Raw genomic sequence first — 17,257 nt, 5'->3', positions numbered from 1 at the left:
TAGAACATCTGTACTGATCCGGCGTTCTCGCACCTGTGTAACGAGCCACCTCCGGCAGCGTCGCGCGGTGGAGCGTGCACACTGGTTCGGTGCGCATCACTTCCGCCCTCGTCGACCCGGCTCTGCTGGATCTGCCGTGGGGCATTCCGCTCGAGGACTGGCCGGCCGACCACCTGGTCGCCCTGCCTCAGGGCATCTCGCGCCACATCGTGCGTTTCGTGAAGCTCAACGACGTGGTCTACGCGCTGAAGGAGACGCGCGAGCGGATCGCCGAAAAGGAGTACGACCTCCTGCGCGCGCTCGAACGCATCGACTTCCCGGCGGTCGAGGCGGTCGCGATCGTCACCGACCGCGAGACGCCCGAGGGCGAAGACCTGGAAACCGTGCTGATCACCCGGCACCTGCAGTTCTCGCTGCCCTACCGCGCGCTGTTCTCGCACACGCTGCGGCCGAACACGCTCAACCGCCTGCTCGACGCCCTGGCCGCGCTGATCGTGCGGATGCACCTCACCGGTTTCTCGTGGGGCGACTGCTCGCTGTCCAACACGCTGTTCCGCCGTGACGCCGGCGCCTTCGCGGCCTATCTGGTCGACGCCGAGACCGGCAACCTCTATCCGAAGCTCTCCGAGGGACAGCGCAGCGAAGACATCGAGATCCTGCGGCTGAACATCTTCGGCGAGCTGCTCGACCTGCAGGCGGCCGAGCTGCTGCACGAGTCGATCGACCCCGAGAACGTGGTCGACGACATCGTCGCGCGCTACGAACGGCTGTGGCACGAGGTGACGTACGAGCAGGAAGTGCCCCGGCGTGACGCCCGGCTCGACATCGAGGGCCGCATCCGGCGGCTCAACGAGCTCGGGTTCGACGTGGCCGAGGTGTCGATGTCCACCGTGGACGGCGGTGTCCGCATCCGCCCCAAGGTCGTCGACGCCGGCTACCACACGCGTCGCCTGCTGCGCCTGACCGGCCTCGACGCCGAGGAGAACCAGGCCCGCCAGCTGCTCAACGACCTCGACACCTATCGCGCCGAGAGCCTGCTCACCGACGAGCAGCAGGCCGCCCACCGCTGGCTGACCGAGGTCTTCGAGCCGGTCGTGCGCGCCGTCCCGGCCGACCTGCGGCGCAAGCTGGAACCGCAGGAGATCTTCACGCAGATCATCCAGCACAAGTGGCTGCTCTCCGAGCAGGCCGGCCGCGACGTCGGCATGGCCCCCGCCGTGCAGTCCTATCTCACCGACGTGCTGTCCAAGAAGCCCGACGAGCAGGCCGTCCTCGGCGTCGAGGTCGACTCACTCGCCGGCGGCTGAGCCGTCCGGCAGGGCCGCCGCCTCTTCGAGCAGCGCCCGCAGACCGGCCCGCCGGGCCACGACCACGACCTCGTCGCCCGGCGCAAGCACGCGCCGCCGGTCGGGCAGCCAGTCGACCCACTCCGAGCCGGCCGCGGTCATGCCGATCACGCGGGTGCTCTCCGGCCGTTCCGCGACCTCGAGAGCCGAGCCGTCCAGAGCCGAGCCCGGCATCACCCGCACCGCGGCTACCAGCAGCGCGTGCCGCTCGACCGGGATCGTCGCCAGCACCTCACGCTCGCGCATGGCGGCGGCGAAGGCGGGCGCACACAGCCGCGAGACGCTGCGCGAGATGTTGATGTTGAAGGCGGCCTCGACCCGCTGGGCGAAGTCGTCGTCGAACAGCCGCAGCACCACGCGGATGTCCTCGCGGGCGGCCCGCGCGTGCAGGGCGGCCTGCAGGTTGACGGCGTCGTTGGTCGAGACCACCACCAGCGCCTGGCAGCGGTCGATCGAGGCCGCCCGCAACGTCTCCTCCTGGGCCGCGTCTCCGGTGATCACCGGCACGCCCAGCGACTCGGCCACCTTGACCCCGCGCGCGTTCGGATCGCGGTCGACCGCGACCACGTCGAGCCCGAGGTCGATCAACTGCCGCAGCACCCGGGTGCCGACCGTGCCCAGCCCGACCAGCACGATGTGACCAGAGTGGACCTTGAGCACCTCACCGCGGTCGAGGGCCAGCCGGGTCTTGACCACGCCGTCGACCACCGCGGCCGTGATCAGCGGGAGCAGCGCGACCCCGGCCAGCGTGAGCACCAGCTGGGCGGCCTGGGCGGCGGGCGTGTTGCCGGGTTCCACATCGGACGAGCCGACCACGGTCAGTAACGTGATGTAGATCGACCGCCAGAACCCCTCGACGCCGGTGAACCTTGACAGCAGGACACCCGAGATCACCGTGAGACCGAGAGCGATCAGCACGGCGATGCCCAGCTTGCGGGTCAGCCCGACCCGCACGGCCCGACCGATCGACAGCCACGGGCGACGGCGGCGGCCGGCCCGGGCCAGACGGCGGGCGGTCACCGCCTGGGCCGCCGGGCGGCCGGTGGCCTCGGCCAGCACCAGGTCGACCGGCTTGCGCGCGGGCTCGTCGGGTTCGGCCGGCAGCACGGTCATCCGCCCGGCGTCGTTGTAGGTGGCCAGGGTGAGCAGCGCCGACGAGCCGGGCACGTCGCCGCGCCGGGCCACGGTGAGGGTGCGGGCGGCGTACCGGAAATGGGTCGGCGCGACCTCACCGAGCGCGGCGGCGACGAAGGCGGGAGCGGCCATCGCGGCGTCGGAGAGCACCGCGGCATCGGCGAAGAGCCGCCGGACCCCGTACGCGAGACCGGTTGTGAACATGCGGATGACGAGTCGCAAGTCACCCTCGACGGCACGCGCACACAACGCGGCGTGAAGGTTGACCATGTCGTCGGGCATCACCAGCGCCAGGGCGGCGGCACCGGCCAGACCGGCCTCGCGGAAGGTGCGTTCGTCGAGCCGCTTCGCGGTGATCACCCGTACGCCGCGGGCCCGCAGCCCTTGCAGATCAGGAACGGCCGGACGCAGGTCAGGCGGCGTGATCACGGTCAGGCGGATGCGACCCGAGGTGGCCAGTTCGTCGGCCAGCGTATAGACGAGCGCGTCCGACCCGCAGACCACAAAATGCGGCCGGGTGTCGCCGTTGCGGTCCCTCAGCCGGGCGACGAAACCCTTCCTCGCATTGTCCTTGATCGGTTCCGTAGCCACGTTCGCGATGGTAACCAGCCGGAACCGCTCGGCGGGGCCGCTCGTTGCCCCATCCGACGCTTTCGTCCGAATTCGGGTAAATCGCTTTCCCGATCTTGCCAGAAGGAGAACAGTGCGCAAGTTGTGGTATGCCGGAGCGGCCATCGCCGGTGGGGTCTTCCTGTTCGCGGCCACGCCCGCCCAGGCCGATCTGCTGCCCGGCACCGACGCCGCGGCCCAGCAGGCCGACGAGCGGCTCGCCGACCTGCTGGGACAGAGCAACGGGCTCAATGTGGACAATCCACTACGGAGCAGCACGCTGGGTGACAGTGCCCTCGGCAAGACCCCGATCACGCAGCTCAAGGCGGGTCAGAACTCGCCCGACCTCAACCCGCTGCTGCCGGGCGAGGGTGACACCCCGCGGCGCGGCCTGACGCCCCGCGAATCCGCCGGCGACGAGCGGCCCCAGCTGCTGCCCGACGCCGATGTGGTGCGCGGCTCCGGCCGTTCACTGCCCGTCCGCAGCCTGCCCATCTTCGGTTCGGACGGCCTACCCACACTGAACGGCACGATGGCCGACGGCCAGACCCAGAACTTCTGGCTCCCGGTGATGCAGAACTCGTCGTTCAACGGGCGCCCGCTGGACCCGGCCGCGCTCGGGCGGTCCTCGAAGACCGAGAGCTTCGAAGGCGGCGTGCCGCTGCTCGGCGGCCTCGGCGGCGCGCAGCCGGCCAACCAGGGCGGCGACGAGCCCGACATCTCCGGCCTCCCACTGGGCGGCGTGATGATCCTCCCGGCCGCCTCGGCCACGGCGGCGCCCGCCACTTCCGCGGTTCCGGTGCCGGACTCGGCCGCCGGGATGCCGACCGCTGGGACGCCCGCCGCTGGGACGCCGACCGCCGAGATGCCCGCCGCCGGGACACCGACCGCTCAGACGCCCATCGCTGGGACGCCGGCCACCGGGGCGCCGGTCGCCAAGCCGCAGAAGCAGAAGCAGAAGCCGGCTCCCACCGTCACTCCCGACGACCCGCGCCTGCACGAGGAGCCGGTCGACACCGACACCACGGCCGAGCACCGGCCGTTCTCGGCCGACAGCCGCCCGATCGCCGGAATCGACCAGCAGTAGCGCTGATCCGCCAGGCCTCACGGGAAAGGCCCGCGCGGCGTATGCCGGGCGGGCCTTTTTCGTCTTCGTCAGCCCCGCGCCCGCTGCACCGCCGCTTTGATCAACTTAGTCGCGTCGACGTCGGCGGGCGCCTCGATGAGGATGGCAACCGTGGCGTCGATGACGACATACCGGCTCTTCGCCGCCTGCACGGGTAGCCGGTGGACCGCGGCGCCCGCGACACTGGCGCCGGCCTTCGACCCGCACGAGCGCGCCTCGTCCACCAGCATCTTCAAGCCGTCGCTCTCCGGTGTGCGGAACAGCAACAACTGCTCGTTGACCGTCTCGCCGGAGACACCGAGCAGGCTGAGGGCCGCGACGTAGTAGGCGCCGTTGGTCCGGTAGCCGGGCCATCCCTCACCCAGCACGTCGCCGAACAGGTCACACGCCTGCGGCCAGTCCGGCCCGTCATCACACGAGTCGCTGAGCTCGTACGCCACCCGGGACGCGGCGTCCGATTCAGCCGTCGACCACACGTCATCCGCTGTCAGCAGCCGGCGGGGTTGCGCCTCGACGGCACAGAGCGGCTCAGCCGCGACGCTCGTCCGGGCCGGGCCCGCTCCGTCCGAGGAAGAGGGCATTGCCTGCGGTGGAGGCGATCCGCCGGCCTCACACGAAGTGAGCAGGGCGAGCGCTAGAACAACACTCAGCACGCGGGGAAACAGTGTCAAGAAGCCTTCCTCGGTTCAGAGCTCGATGAAAGGGCCCGCCCGGCATGACGCCGGACGGGCCCTTTGCTTACTCGCCGGAGAACTACCCGGTGACGGCCGAGATCACGATCGGGCCGCGGCCGACAACCGCGCCCTCGTCGGTCACGATCGCCACCTCAGCCGACAGGGACCGGCCCGCGGGCGGCACCGACGCGGCGGTGACCGTACCCGAGACCGTCGTCGACGCGCCGTTGGCCAGCGTGACCGACGTCGCCGGCACGGAGACCGCACCCAGCGCCGGGCTGAAGTAGACGTCCAGGTAGTCGTACTCCGTGGTGCCCGCGGGCACCGCGTAGCCGTCGACCACGGCGGTGTAGGTGCCGGCCGCCGGGTTCGCCAGCGAGACCGACTCCTCCGAGTCACCGTCCGCGTCCTGGCCCACCAGCACCCCGTCGCGGTAGAGCGACAGGTCGAGGTCGGCCGTGGCGTCGCTCGTGCTGCCGATCTTCACGTCGAGCCGCGAGGAACCGGCCGGCACGACGATCTCGTACTCCTGGCTCGCACCCTCCGCGATGGACGGACGCTGGCGGCTGGCGCTGCCGAGCGGGCCGCCCTGCGCCGAGACGGTCACCGGGCCGAACACGTTCTTGACGTTGAAGCTGAACGCGGCCGGCTGGTTCACCGTGACGCTGGGCAGCGTGACCGTCTCGGGGGTCAGCGTCACACCCTGGATCTTGGCGCTCACCTTGAACGGGTTGTCCATGACCGGAGACGTACGCCGGGCCTCGACCTCGATCTCCCAGACGCCCGGGATCGGGTTCTCGTACGACCGCTCCTCCGGCTTGCAGGTGGCCGGGTCGGAGTAGTTCGTGAAGCACAGCGCGCTCGCCGTGTCCTCGGCCGGGACGCCCCACGGGTTGATCGCAATCCAGCGGGTCTGCGAACCGGACGCGACGCCGGACAGGTTCACCTGCAGCGCCTTGGTGCCCTCGGGAACGGTCACGTAGTACGAGGTGGTCGACGCGCGGTCGACCTTGCCCGAGAACGAGGTCGCGTACGAGGGCTTCTTGGTGTCGACGCCGGTGACGATCGTGTTGAGCACCTCGAAGTCGATCACCGGGGTGGTCGGGTCGTCGACCTTGAGCAGCGCGCTCGCGACGCCGTCCTTGGCCCGCACCACGACCGGGACGCTGACCGTCTTGTTCAGCGGCAGCACGACGACCGGGGACGAGACGAACGACGAGCGGTCGCCCTGCCACGTGAGGGTGTGCAGCACCGGGTAGCTCGGGCCGCTGGTGCGGGTCAGCTTGATCGTTTGAACCTTGACCTGGCCCGGCTTGAGGCCACCGTCGGCGACGGCGCAACGGTTGTAGATGCCGGTGCCCTGGCCCGGGGTGGCCAGCAGGTCGGACAGCGGGGTGCAGACCGGGGCCGACGAGGTGTACGTGCGCGTGGCCGGCTTCTTGGCCAGCAGCTTCCACGCGTCGGGCACGTTCATCTGGCCGTAGCCCTGCTCGTTGACCTGCTCGCCCGGGATCGGGTCGGCCGACGAGTAGATCGCCCGGCGCAGCTGCGGCGGGGTCACCTTGATGCCGTTGGCCTTGGCCGCCGACAGCAGCAGAGCCGCGCCACCGGCGGCCTGCGGGGAGGCCATCGAGGTGCCGTTCTGCATCGAGTAGCCCGGGGGCAGGGTGTAGGGCACGGTGGTCAGACCGGCCACGTCCTCCCACAGCGGCGACAGCGAGACCGCCGAGCCGGGGGCCGAGATGTTCGGCTTGAAGCCGCCGTCCTCACGCGGGCCGCGCGACGAGAACGGGAACAGCTGCAACGCCTTGCGGGTGTCGGCGCCGTAGTTGGACTTCCACGTGTCGTCGGAGATGCTGGCCGCGACGCTGACGACCTCGGTGGAGCCGGACGGCTCGCCGAGCGTGTTGGTGCCCGGGCCGCTGTTGCCGGCCGAGATGAACAGCTGCACGCCGTACTTGGTGATCAGCTGGTTGTACAGCTGGGCCTGGGCGTTGCTGCCGTCGTTGAGCGCGGGCAGGCCGCCGATCGACATGTTGACGACGTCGACGCCCCGGTTGATCACCAGGTCGGCCATGCCGGTGGTCAGCGCGGCGTTGGTGCAGCCGCCGCCCCACGAGCAGGCCCGCGCCGAGACGATCTTGGCGCCGGGCGCCTGACCGTCGAACGCCTTGTTGCCGAACAGGTCGTTACCGGCGGCGATACCGGCCACGTGCGAGGCGTGCAGGCCCTCCGGGATGCCGATGTTGACGAAGTCGGCGACCCCGTCGACCCCGGCCGGCGTCAGGTCGACGTCCTCGCGGTACTCGACGACGAACGGCATCCGCTCGGCGATCGCGGTCGCCGGGTTGTCGGTGCCGAAGTGGCCGACGTCGAACTTCTCCTTGTACGGCCGCATGACGGCGTCGTCGGTGAAGTCGAAGTTCTGGTTGGTGTCGACCCGAATGTCATGGCTGACCGGGTCGTAGAGGATGCCCCACGTGTCGGTGGTGTCGCCGTCACGGTTGACGTCGCCCTCGGGCTCGGAGGCGGCGGTGATCGACTCGGCGAACCGGTTGACGCGCCAGGTGCCCGCGGGGGCCTTCCAGGTGGAGCCCGCGTACGTGAAGGACGGGCCGCTCACCTCGGTCAGCATCGCGCGCCAGGTGCCGTCGCTCTCGAGCAGCGGGTCGGTGGCGGTGACCCAGTCGACGATCTTGCGCTCGCCGGTGGTCGTCTTCGCCAGCGCCGGGTGGTCGAGGTCCACACCGGAGTCCATGATGCCGATCGTGACGCCGCGGCCGTCGTACTTCGGGTTCTTCTTCTTGAAGCCCTCGGAGCCGATCTCGTCGTTCGGCATGTACGGGTTCACGGCGGGCGTCGTCGGCCCGGGCGCGTCCAGCTTCGCCGGCTTCTTCGACGACTTCTCGGCCGCGCCGGTCTCGGGCAGCCTGATCGTCTCTTCGAGGTCGACGGCCGAGACGCCGGCCAGCTTGGCGGCGGTCAGCACCTGGGCGATCGGCACCGAGGCCAGCACGTAGCCGATCTCGTCGAACTGCCGCGTCACGACGCCGCCGAGCGCCTTGATCTTGGCGGCCACGTCGGCCGACTTGCCGGCCTCGGTCGCGACGATGACGGTCACGAACTTCTTGTGAGCGGCCTCGGCCTTGGCCAGCAGATCGGCGTCGTGCGCGCCGAGGGTGTCAGCCGGTGCGTCCTTGGGGGTGGCCGGTTCCGCGGCCGCCTTCTGCAGGGCGGCGGGAACCGGGTCGCCCGGCGCCGCAGCGGCCGGCAGCGCACTGCTCAGTGTCGCGCCGGCGGCCACGCCGACGGCCAGCACAGAGGTGAACGTTCGCCGGCCCCATGTGGATTGTTGTCTCACGTACGGGTCCTCCGGAAGGAAGGCGCCCAGCGGGGGTTCACTGGGGCGCATCCACCGGATCTTCCGATCGATCACCATTAAAGTCACTACGCTCGATGACGTTGTGACTAGGCCGTGACATTCGCCGATACGCATCTGTGCGGGATCATTTCCTGCGCGTTACCGCAGGTCACGGAAATTCTTCGCCGCCCGCGGCCCTATCGCCGTATGCGAAAGCAAATGTCCGATCTTCGATGCGCACTCTCCGTTCCATGCCCCTTCGGGCAGCATTCCTAGGTGATCGGATCCGGCGTGCGGCGGCCAAGAGCGACCAGAAGAACGAGCACGCCCGCGATCAATTCGATCGAGCCCGGGACGAACGGCGTCAGAAGAACCAGAACCACACCCACCGGGTACGCGAACCGCAGCGGCCCGGCCTGATGCGGGCGCACGTGCAGCAACCACACGAAAAACAGATAAACGGCAACCGGAACGGCGATCGCGTACGCGGTCAGGGTCGCCGAGATCTCCGCGTGATCCGTCACGTGATCGACCGCGAGCGCGAGCCCGGCCCCGACCGCGGCCGCCGATCCGAAGATGAAGTAGTGGCCGTAACCCCACAGGATCGAGGTGCGCAACGAGGTCAGCAGGCGATGCGCCGACCGGTCGAAATAGATCCACCACAATGCGAACACGATGACCACGCCGGAGACCGCGAGCCGGGTCAGTCCGGCCGCGTATTCCGCACGCTCGTCGAACGCGTCGTGGAAGGCGACCGTCGCCGCCATCACCGATTCGCCGAGCACGATCAGCGTGAACAGGCCGTACCGCTCGGCGATGTGCCGGGGATGAAAGGTGGTCGGCCCCCCGGGCGCATTCTCGGCCCAGACCGGCACCGCCAGTTCGAGCAGCACCAGCGCCACGAAAACGGGAACCGTCGCGGCGGATTCGGCCGGCAGCAGAAGGCGGAGAAGCCACAGCACCTGAACGGCGGCGATGCCGGTCGCATACCGCAGGGCCGTCGCCCGCCGTTGCGGGTCGGAGCGGGCCGCCCGCAACCACTGCGCGACCAGCGCCAGCCGCATCACCACATAGCCGATGGTGATCTCGGTGAAATCGGAGTGCTCGAACGCCGAGTCGACGCCGGCCGCCAGCACCAGCGCGCCCGCGATCTGCACCAGGGTGGTCAGCCGGTAGACGTCGTCGTCGGTGTCGTAGGCCGAGGCGAACCAGGTGAAGTTCATCCACGCCCACCAGATCGCGAAGAACACCATCAGGAAGCCGCGCAGCGCGATCAGCACGTGCCCCTCGGCCAGGTTGTGGTGCAGCGGCGCCGCGGCCAGCGACACCGCGACCACAAAACACAGGTCGAAGAAGAGTTCCAGCGGTGTCGACGCCCGGTGCGGCTCGTCGGCCGAACGGGCGCGCATCGGGGCGAGCCAGGTGCGGTCAGTCATCGTCAAGCTCCGGCGATCAGGTCCCAGTTGAGCAGGGTGAAGGGCGCCTCCTCGGAAGCGCCGGCCCGACGGTAGGTGGCGAGAGCGGCGTCGTTGTCCGGCTCGGTCCCCACCCACATGCCATAACAGCCGTTGCGCCGGGCGATCGCGGCGAGCTCGGTCACCAGCGCCGTCGCGACACCGCGCCGACGGGCCTCCGGCGCGACACCCAGCTCGTACACGAACATCTCGGTGCCCTTGTCGGGGTGCGTCATCTCGACCCCCGAGATCATCCCCAGGGCACGACCCTCATTCCCGTACGCAATGAGGAGGTGATGCCCCGGGGAGGCGAGGAAACGCTCGGTCGCCCCGATCAGGGGAGGCGCGTCGAAGAGCTCCGCCGCCGCGTGAACCGGAGCCGCCTCGGTGATTCGCTCGATACGCATGGGCGCCACCTTAGGGTCTACGTCGTAGCATGGCGGCCGTGACGGAAGGGTTCGTACTCGGCGTCGACCTGGGAACCTCGCACACCGTGGCCATGCTGCGACGCCCCGACGGGCGCACGCGGCCACTGCTGTTCGACGGGCGCCCCCTGCTGCCGTCCGCGGTCTATCTCGACCCCGGCGGCCGTCTGCACGTGGGCGCCGACGCGTTGCGCCTCGGCCATGCCGACCCGGCCCGCCTCGAACCCCACCCCAAACGCCACGTCGACGACGAGTCGGTGCTGCTGGGCGACGGTTCCGGCGTGCCGGTGGCCGGACTGCTCGCGGCCCTGCTGGGCGCGGTGGCCGACGAGGCGGTGGCCACGGCCGGTTTCCTGCCGCCGGCCACGGTCACCTATCCCGCGTCTTGGGGCGCGCCCCGGCGGGCAGTGCTGGTCGAGGCGCTGGGCCGGGCGGGCTGGCCGGCCGAGACCCGGCTGCTGCCCGAACCGGTGGCCGCCGCCCGATACTTCGCCGAGGTGCTGCGCCGGCCGCTGCCGGTGGGTTCCTCGCTCGCGGTCTTCGACTTCGGCGGCGGCACGCTCGACGTCGCGGTGGTGCGCCACGACGCGCCGGGGGCCGACTTCTCGGTGACCGCGTCCGGTGGCGCCGACGACCTGGGCGGGCTCGACCTCGACGCGGCCCTGGTCGACCACCTGGGCAAGACGCTGGCGGGTGCCGAGCCGGCGGCGTGGCGGGCCCTCACCGAGCCGTCGACGCTCGGTCAGTGGCGGGCCCGGCGCCAGTTCTGGGAAGACGTGCGTGGCGCCAAGGAAATGCTTTCCCGCAGCTCGTTCGCCCCGGTGGCGGTGCCGGGCGTCGAGCACGCGGTGCATCTCACGCGCGACGAGCTGGAGGCAACGGCCGATTCCCTCGTACGCCGTGGGGTCGCCGAAGCCGCAGCGGTGATCGCGGCCGCCGGCCTCGAACCGTCCGAGCTGGCCGGTCTGTTCCTGGTCGGCGGCTCGTCGCGGGTGCCGCTGGTGGCCCGGCTGCTGCACAGCGAGCTGGGCATCGCCCCGACCGTCCTCGAACAGCCCGAACTGCCGGTCGCCGAGGGCGCCACCCTGCCCTCCCCCTCCGCCCGGCCCACTTCTGCCCCGGCCTCCGCGCCTTCCTCCGGTGCGCCGACCTCGGGTCCTCCGACCTCCACGATGGCCTCGACGTCCGCCGCGCCGACACCTCCTCCAGCGCCGCCGACTACGCCCACCTCCGCGCCGCCGCCGGCACCCGCACCCGCTTCTTCGCCCGGCGACGACCGGCACTACGCCGCCCCCGTCGACCCTTGGGCCACCGGCGAGGCGGCCGCGATCGCCGCGGGCGGGCACGCCGCCCCGCCCGGCTCACCCTCGGTCTTCGGTCCGCCCAGCCATGAACCCTGGCTCGCCTCCGAACAGACCCCACCGCCTCGCGGGGGCCGGCCCGGTCACCGCCCGCCCGGCGGTCCCGGCTTTTCCGGCGCTCCCGAACAGACTCCGTCCCGCCGCAGCCGCCGCCGCTGGGTGGTCGCCGGCGCCACCGCGGTCGTCGTCCTGATCGCCGCCGGGGCCACCGCCGCCTGGGCGTTCTGGCCGCGCTACCCCGCCCTCGGCTTCCAGACCCTCGGCGCGCCGGTCCACGTCACCCCCGCCGTCCCGCTCAGCAGCGCCTTCCAGGAGGTCGCGGTCCACGGCGACCGCGCCTACATGGCAAGCGCCGACTACGACACCGGCAAGATCGGCGTGGTCAGCATCCGGACCGGCGCCACCAAACCGGACTGGACCAACCCCGACGCCGGCACCGCGAAGCGCTGGGAAGCGATGATCGGCCTGCCGGTCGGGGTGGCCCTGCTCAGCGACGGCGACTACGACACCAAGACCCGCCAGCTCGTCATCCTGCGCGCCGACGACGGCAAGCTGCTGTGGAAAAGCTCCCTCGGCCAGGACGACGAGGTCTGGTTCAACGGTGACCGGGCCGTCGTCGCCGACCGGCAGAACAAGCGCCTGGTCGGCCTCGACATCGCCAACGGCCGGGAACGCTGGCAGCAGCCCGACCCGCCCGGCTCGGCGCCCCAGCTGATCAGCGTGACCACTCCCGCCGACCTGTCCGGTCCCGCCGGTCCGACCGGTCGTCCCCTGTCACCCGACCTGGGCGACGACCCTCGCCTCGTGCAGATCGGCGGCGACAGTTCGGCCCGGGTCATCAACGCGAACACCGGCGAGGTCCTGGTCACCCGCCCCGACGTCGCCGACACCACCGACGCCGACTACGCGGTCGCGCACAACAACCGGCTGATCGTTCGCAAGTCCGACGACACCAACCGCCTGGTCTCGTACGGGCTGGACAAGCTCGACGGCGTCGACATCGTCTACACGTCCCCGTCGCGCGACGCCAAGCTCTACCGGGTGAGCCCGTGCGGCGACGACCGGGTGTGCGCGGTCGAGGGCAGCGGCTCCACCGACGACAACGCCCAGCTCGTCGCCGTCGACATCCCCGAGGCGAAGGTGGCCTGGAAGGTCCCCGCCCCACGCTCCGACGCGGTCGTTCCGGTCGGCGACGCCGTCCTCACCGGCTACACGTCGGAGGCCCGTCTGTTCGACGCCGACGGCAAGCAGCTCTGGGCCGGCGAGGAGGCCACCGCCGCCCGCCTCGACGCGGCCAACATCCTCGAGTTCAGCAAGCCCTACTCCGGCTACCCTGAGGATCCCGCCTTGGCCGGCCGTCACCTGGGCGACAAGCCCGTGCAGCTGGGCCCGCCGCAGAGCAAGATCGCCACCGGCAGCTGTTCGTGGAACACCACCTACCTGGCCTGCCCGACCGACAAGGACTTCGTCGTCATCAAGTTCGCCGAATAGAAAAACCGGGCGGCCCCGAAGGGACCGCCCGGTTCTCTACGCCAAGGTGCTTCAGATGCGAACGCCGGACTCCGCGTTGAACACGTGGATGCCGGTCGTCTGCGGCTGGATGTAGACCGTCTCGCCCATGTTCGGCATGTTCTTGCGGTCGGTGCGGACCACGAAGCGCTCCTGCGTGCCGTCCAGGTCGGCGTGACCGTAGACGTTGGCGTCGGAGCCGAGGTCTTCGACCAGGTCGACGACGATCGGCAGCGCGCCCGCCGACTCGGTGGTCAGCTCGGCGGCCTCCGGACGGAAACCGACGGTGACCTTGCCGCCACCGCTCTGCGCGGCCGCAACCTGCTCGCGGGTCAGCGGCACGTTGAACGAGCCGAACTTACCGCCGGTCTCGGTCAGCGGAACGGTCTTGATGTTCATGGCCGGCGAGCCCATGAAGCCGGCCACGAAGACGTTGCCCGGGGTGTCGTACAGGGCGCGCGGGGTGTCCACCTGCTGCAGCACACCGTCGAGCATGACGGCCACGCGGTGACCCATCGTCATGGCCTCGACCTGGTCGTGCGTCACGTAAACCGTGGTGACGCCCAGCTTGGCCTGCAGCGAGGCGATCTGCGAACGGGTCTGCACACGGAGCTTCGCGTCAAGGTTCGACAGCGGCTCGTCCATGAGGAACACCTGCGGCTCACGCACGATCGCGCGGCCCATGGCAACACGCTGACGCTGACCACCGGAGAGCGCCTTCGGCTTACGCGACAGATACTCGTCGAGCTGCAGGAGAGCCGCAGCCTCCTTCACCCGCCGGTCGATCTCGGCCTTGGAGGTCTTCCGAAGCTTGAGCGCGAACGCCATGTTCTCGTACACCGACATGTGCGGGTACAGAGCGTAGTTCTGGAAGACCATCGCGATGTCGCGGGACTTCGGCGGCAGGTTGGTGACGTCCTTGCCCTCGATCAGGATGCGCCCACGGTCGACATCCTCCAGCCCCGCGAGCATGCGCAGGCTGGTGGACTTGCCACAACCGGAGGGACCGACCAGAACAAGGAACTCTCCGTCGCCGATCTCGAGATTCAACTCGTTGACCGCCGGGCGCTCAGACCCCGGGTAGATGCGCGACGCCTTGTCATACGTAACGGTAGCCATGCTGAAACAGACTTCCTTTCCACCGGCAGGAACGTGCCGGACGATCCGAGTGGAGGAACAGCCATGTAAACGTAAAGCTTTTTACACGACATGCCAAGACAGCCAGCAACTTCACAGCAAGTACACTGACCCCCTGACACGCGCCGGAACACGCCCCTGTAGCTCAGATGGCCAGAGCACCCGTCTTGTAAACGGGAGGTCGTCGGTTCGATCCCGACCGGGGGCTCTGAACTCGCCTGGGGGCCGAGCCCCCAGACCCCACGTTACGGTGGTAACGGTTTGCCGGGCCGTCGCGCTGAGCGCGAGTCGGGCCAGCGGCTTCGCCGCGAAACGGCGCCCCCAAGCCCAGCCCAACCCGCCCCCGGTTCGGGGGATCTCCTTGCGACGGCTGCTGTAGCTCATCGTGAAGAAGGGCAGGGTGCAACCGGGGTTTGGTTGCGCCCTGCCCTTCTTTGCGATTCGCTGTGGCCGCCTTCGCAAGGAGATCTCCCGAACTCCCCTGCGCTCCCACCCCCCACCGCTCCCATCGCCAGGGAGATCTCCACAGCGATGGCCTCAAGGCAGGGGCAAGGGGCGGCAGCCCCAACAACGGCCTACTCCACCGAACGCCGCCGAGAAACCTCAGCCAGAGTCACAGCCGCAGCCACCGACGCATTCAAAGACTCCACATCCGAGGCCATAGGAATAGAAACCCGCAGATCACAGGTCTCCCCCACAAGCCGCGACAACCCACGCCCTTCCGACCCCACCACAACAAGCAACGGCCCCACGGCGGCTTCCAGCTCATACAGGCTGGTCTCACCATCAGCATCCAGCCCAATGGCAGTAAACCCAGCCTCCTGAGCCTTCTTGACGGCTCGAGTCAGGTTCACCACCTGCGAAACCGGAACACGAGCCGCAGCACCAGCACTGGTACGCCAAGCAGTAGCCGTAATCCCAGCCGCCCGCCGCTCAGTCATGAACACCCCATGACCACCGAACGCGGCCACCGACCGAATCACGGCCCCCAGGTTGCGCGGATCCGTAATCCCATCAAGGGCCACCAGCAACGGCGCCGGCTGCTCCAACGCCGCAGCCACCAGGTCATCGAAGTCCTCATACGCGAACGGCGGAACCTGCAGCCCAATACCTTGGTGCAGCACCCCACCGGTCATCCGGTCGAGCTCGTTACGCCCGATCTCGAGAATCGGGATGCCCCGATCCCCCGCGGTCCGCACGATCTCGGCTACGCGCTCGTCGATGTCGATGCCCTGAGCGACATAAAGGGCCGTCGCCGGCACGGCCGCCCGCAGAGCCTCCACCACCGGATTGCGGCCGAGCAGCAGCTCAGGCCCTTCCTTGGTCGGGTTCGACCGGCGACCCGGCGCGACCCGAGGCCCACCACGCCCGACAGCACCGCGACCGCGCTGAGGCGCCTGCTTGCCATAGGCACGGCCCCCACCACGACCCCAAGTCGTGTCCTTGGAGCCCGGAACCCCCACCTTGGGCGCACGCCCTTCAGCGGCCGCCGCGCGCCGCTCCTTGTCCTGCTTGCGGGCGGTCTTCTCCGGCAGCTTCTCGGTGCCCGAATATCCCTTGTGCCACGGCCGCTCATCGGCCGGCAGGGTCTTGCCCCGGCCCTTCAAGCCGGAGCGGTTCTTCCCGCCCGAGCCGGCCACGGCCCCCTTCTTCGAGGTGACCCGCTTGCTCGCGTTGCGCGAATTTCCTGGCATCAGTGCTGCTCTCCTACCGTCCAGCGCGGCCCGGCCGGAGTGTCCTCCACCTGAATTCCCGCGTTCTTGAGCTGGTCGCGGACCGAGTCGGCCGCCGCCCAGTCCTTGCGTGCCCGGGCCTGCGACCGCTGCTCGAGGGCGAGCTTGACCAGCGAGTCGACGACCGGCTTGAGGTCGCTCTGGGGCGTCCTCCCGGTCCACGCCTCGTCGAGCGGGTCGAGACCGAGCACACCGAGCATCGCGCGGACGGCGGTGATCGCCCCGCGGATGCCGGCCTCGTCTCCGGCCGCGAGCGCCGTGTTGCCCTCGCGGATGCAGTCGTGCACGACGGCCAGCGCGGCCGAGGTGTTGAGGTCGTCGTTCATCGCCGCCGCGAAGGCCGGCGGCACATCTTTGGGGCGGCCCGGGCCGACGATCTCGGTGGCCCGCTGCACGAAGCCCTCGATCCGCCGGTAGGCCACCGCGGCCTCGCGCAGCGCCTCGTCGGAGTAGTCGATGCGCGAGCGGTAGTGCGGGGTGCCGAGGTAGTAGCGCAGCTCGACCAGGCGGATACCCATCGCCTGCACCGCGGCCACGTCGATCACGTTGCCCAGCGACTTGCTCATCTTGGCCTCGCCGAGGTTGAGCAGCGCGTGGTGCACCCAGTGGCGGGCGAACGGCAGGCCGGCCGAGCGGGACTGGGCGATCTCGTTCTCGTGGTGCGGGAAGGTCAGATCGAGCCCGCCGCCGTGGATGTCGAACTCGTCGCCGAGGTAGCGACGGGCCATGGCGGAGCACTCGATGTGCCAGCCGGGACGGCCCCGGCCCCACGGCGACGGCCACGACGCGTCGCGCGGCTCGTCGGCCTTCACGCCTTTCCACAGGGCGAAGTCGCGGTAGTCGCGCTTGTCCTTCTCGCCGCCGTCGGAGGGCGGGCGCATGTCGTCGGGGTTCTGGCCCGACAGGGCGCCGTATTCCGCATAGGACGGCACGTCGAAGTAGACGTCACCGGTTCCGCCGGACGCCGGGTACGCGTGTCCGCGCTCGATCAGTTCCTCGATCAGCTCGTGCATCTCGGGGATGTGACCGGTCGCCAGCGGCTCGTACGTCGGTGGGATGACGTTGAGGTCGCGGTAGTTGGCGTCGAGCACCAGCCGGTTGGCGTGCGCGATGGCCCAGAACGGCCGGGTCTGCGTCGTCGCCTTGTCGAGGATCTTGTCATCGACGTCGGTGATGTTGCGGATGAACGTGACGTCGTAGTTGGTGTGCAGCAGCCAGCGGCGCAGCACGTCGTAGTTGACGGCCGAGCGCAGGTGCCCGATATGGGGCACGGACTGCACGGTGAGCCCACACAGGTAGATACCGACCTTACCGGGCGTCATCGGGACGAAGTCCCGGACCGATCGGGTCGCGGTGTCATACAAGCGCAAACTCACCGTACAAGGGTA

The 17,257-nt window shown here is 69.9% G+C and carries 11 protein-coding genes and 1 tRNA gene; 4 read left to right on the top strand and 8 right to left on the bottom strand.

Annotated elements, in window-relative coordinates:
• The first annotated feature begins 89 nt into the window (after positions 1-89).
• Entirely contained in the window at positions 90-1,307 is a 1,218-nt protein-coding gene (locus JIG36_RS17125) for a DUF4032 domain-containing protein (RefSeq protein WP_203377244.1), read from the top strand.
• Here the strand turns inward: JIG36_RS17125 and JIG36_RS17120 are convergent.
• Entirely contained in the window at positions 1,290-3,071 is a 1,782-nt protein-coding gene (locus JIG36_RS17120; RefSeq protein ID WP_307872761.1) for a potassium channel family protein, read from the bottom strand. The two genes, JIG36_RS17125 and JIG36_RS17120, sit on opposite strands and share 18 nt — an antisense overlap.
• Positions 3,072-3,183: 112 nt before the next feature.
• Between JIG36_RS17120 and JIG36_RS17115 the strand changes: the two genes are divergently transcribed.
• Entirely contained in the window at positions 3,184-4,176 is a 993-nt protein-coding gene (locus JIG36_RS17115; RefSeq protein ID WP_203377242.1) for a hypothetical protein, read from the top strand.
• A 68-nt stretch (positions 4,177-4,244) separates the two neighbouring features.
• Here JIG36_RS17115 and JIG36_RS17110 read toward each other — a convergent pair whose 3' ends face one another.
• The 4 genes from JIG36_RS17110 to JIG36_RS17095 form a co-directional block, all read right to left on the bottom strand.
• The gene (locus JIG36_RS17110) at positions 4,245-4,796 is read right to left on the bottom strand and encodes a hypothetical protein (RefSeq protein WP_203377241.1); all 552 of its coding nucleotides are present in this window, start codon (positions 4,794-4,796) and stop codon (positions 4,245-4,247) included.
• Positions 4,797-4,968: 172 nt separating this feature from the next.
• Positions 4,969-8,250: a S8 family serine peptidase gene (locus JIG36_RS17105; RefSeq protein ID WP_438870735.1), complete on the bottom strand. Its 3,282-nt coding sequence runs from the start codon at positions 8,248-8,250 to the stop codon at positions 4,969-4,971.
• A gap of 272 nt (positions 8,251-8,522) precedes the next feature.
• A complete protein-coding gene (locus JIG36_RS17100) occupies positions 8,523-9,686 on the bottom strand; it encodes a low temperature requirement protein A (RefSeq protein WP_203377239.1) in 1,164 nt (387 codons plus the stop codon).
• A gap of 2 nt (positions 9,687-9,688) precedes the next feature.
• Positions 9,689-10,111, bottom strand: coding sequence for a GNAT family N-acetyltransferase (locus tag JIG36_RS17095; protein ID WP_203377238.1), 423 nt, complete (start codon positions 10,109-10,111; stop codon positions 9,689-9,691).
• Positions 10,112-10,140: 29 nt separating this feature from the next.
• Here JIG36_RS17095 and JIG36_RS17090 point away from each other — a divergent pair, with 29 nt between their 5' ends.
• Complete coding sequence (locus JIG36_RS17090) at positions 10,141-12,981, top strand: Hsp70 family protein (protein WP_438870728.1); 2,841 nt, start codon at positions 10,141-10,143, stop codon at positions 12,979-12,981.
• A gap of 51 nt (positions 12,982-13,032) precedes the next feature.
• Here JIG36_RS17090 and JIG36_RS17085 read toward each other — a convergent pair whose 3' ends face one another.
• Positions 13,033-14,118, bottom strand: a complete 1,086-nt coding sequence (locus tag JIG36_RS17085) for an ABC transporter ATP-binding protein (RefSeq protein ID WP_203377236.1) — start codon at positions 14,116-14,118, stop codon at positions 13,033-13,035.
• Between the two features lie 152 nt (positions 14,119-14,270).
• On the opposite strand from JIG36_RS17085, the gene JIG36_RS17080 reads away from it, so the two are divergent.
• Positions 14,271-14,344: transfer RNA gene (locus tag JIG36_RS17080), tRNA-Thr, on the top strand.
• Positions 14,345-14,711: 367 nt separating this feature from the next.
• Here JIG36_RS17080 and rlmB read toward each other — a convergent pair.
• Positions 14,712-15,830 carry a 23S rRNA (guanosine(2251)-2'-O)-methyltransferase RlmB gene (gene rlmB, locus JIG36_RS17075; protein ID WP_203377235.1) on the bottom strand — a complete coding sequence of 373 codons (1,119 nt, stop codon included), beginning with the start codon at positions 15,828-15,830 and terminating at the stop codon, positions 14,712-14,714.
• Positions 15,830-17,245 (bottom strand): cysteine--tRNA ligase, encoded by a 1,416-nt coding sequence (gene cysS / locus JIG36_RS17070; protein ID WP_203377234.1) that lies wholly within the window; start codon positions 17,243-17,245, stop codon positions 15,830-15,832. The genes rlmB and cysS overlap by 1 nt, the downstream gene beginning before the upstream one ends.
• Positions 17,246-17,257: the final 12 nt, after the last annotated feature.

Origin of the sequence: Paractinoplanes ovalisporus, from assembly GCF_016834655.1 — a bacterium.
Classification (GTDB): domain Bacteria; phylum Actinomycetota; class Actinomycetes; order Mycobacteriales; family Micromonosporaceae; genus Actinoplanes; species Actinoplanes ovalisporus.
The sequence above is the reverse complement of the archived record's forward strand: the minus strand, read 5'-3'. Positions and strand labels throughout refer to the sequence as shown.

Coding starts and splice junctions, on each gene's coding strand:
- JIG36_RS17100 (WP_203377239.1), bottom strand. CDS start 9,686: ATGACTGACCGCACCTGGCTCGCCCCGATGCGCGCCCGTTCGGCCGAC.
- JIG36_RS17095 (WP_203377238.1), bottom strand. CDS start 10,111: ATGCGTATCGAGCGAATCACCGAGGCGGCTCCGGTTCACGCGGCGGCG.
- rlmB (WP_203377235.1), bottom strand. CDS start 15,830: ATGCCAGGAAATTCGCGCAACGCGAGCAAGCGGGTCACCTCGAAGAAG.
- JIG36_RS17090 (WP_438870728.1), top strand. CDS start 10,141: ATGGCGGCCGTGACGGAAGGGTTCGTACTCGGCGTCGACCTGGGAACC.
- JIG36_RS17085 (WP_203377236.1), bottom strand. CDS start 14,118: ATGGCTACCGTTACGTATGACAAGGCGTCGCGCATCTACCCGGGGTCT.
- JIG36_RS17110 (WP_203377241.1), bottom strand. CDS start 4,796: ATGCCCTCTTCCTCGGACGGAGCGGGCCCGGCCCGGACGAGCGTCGCG.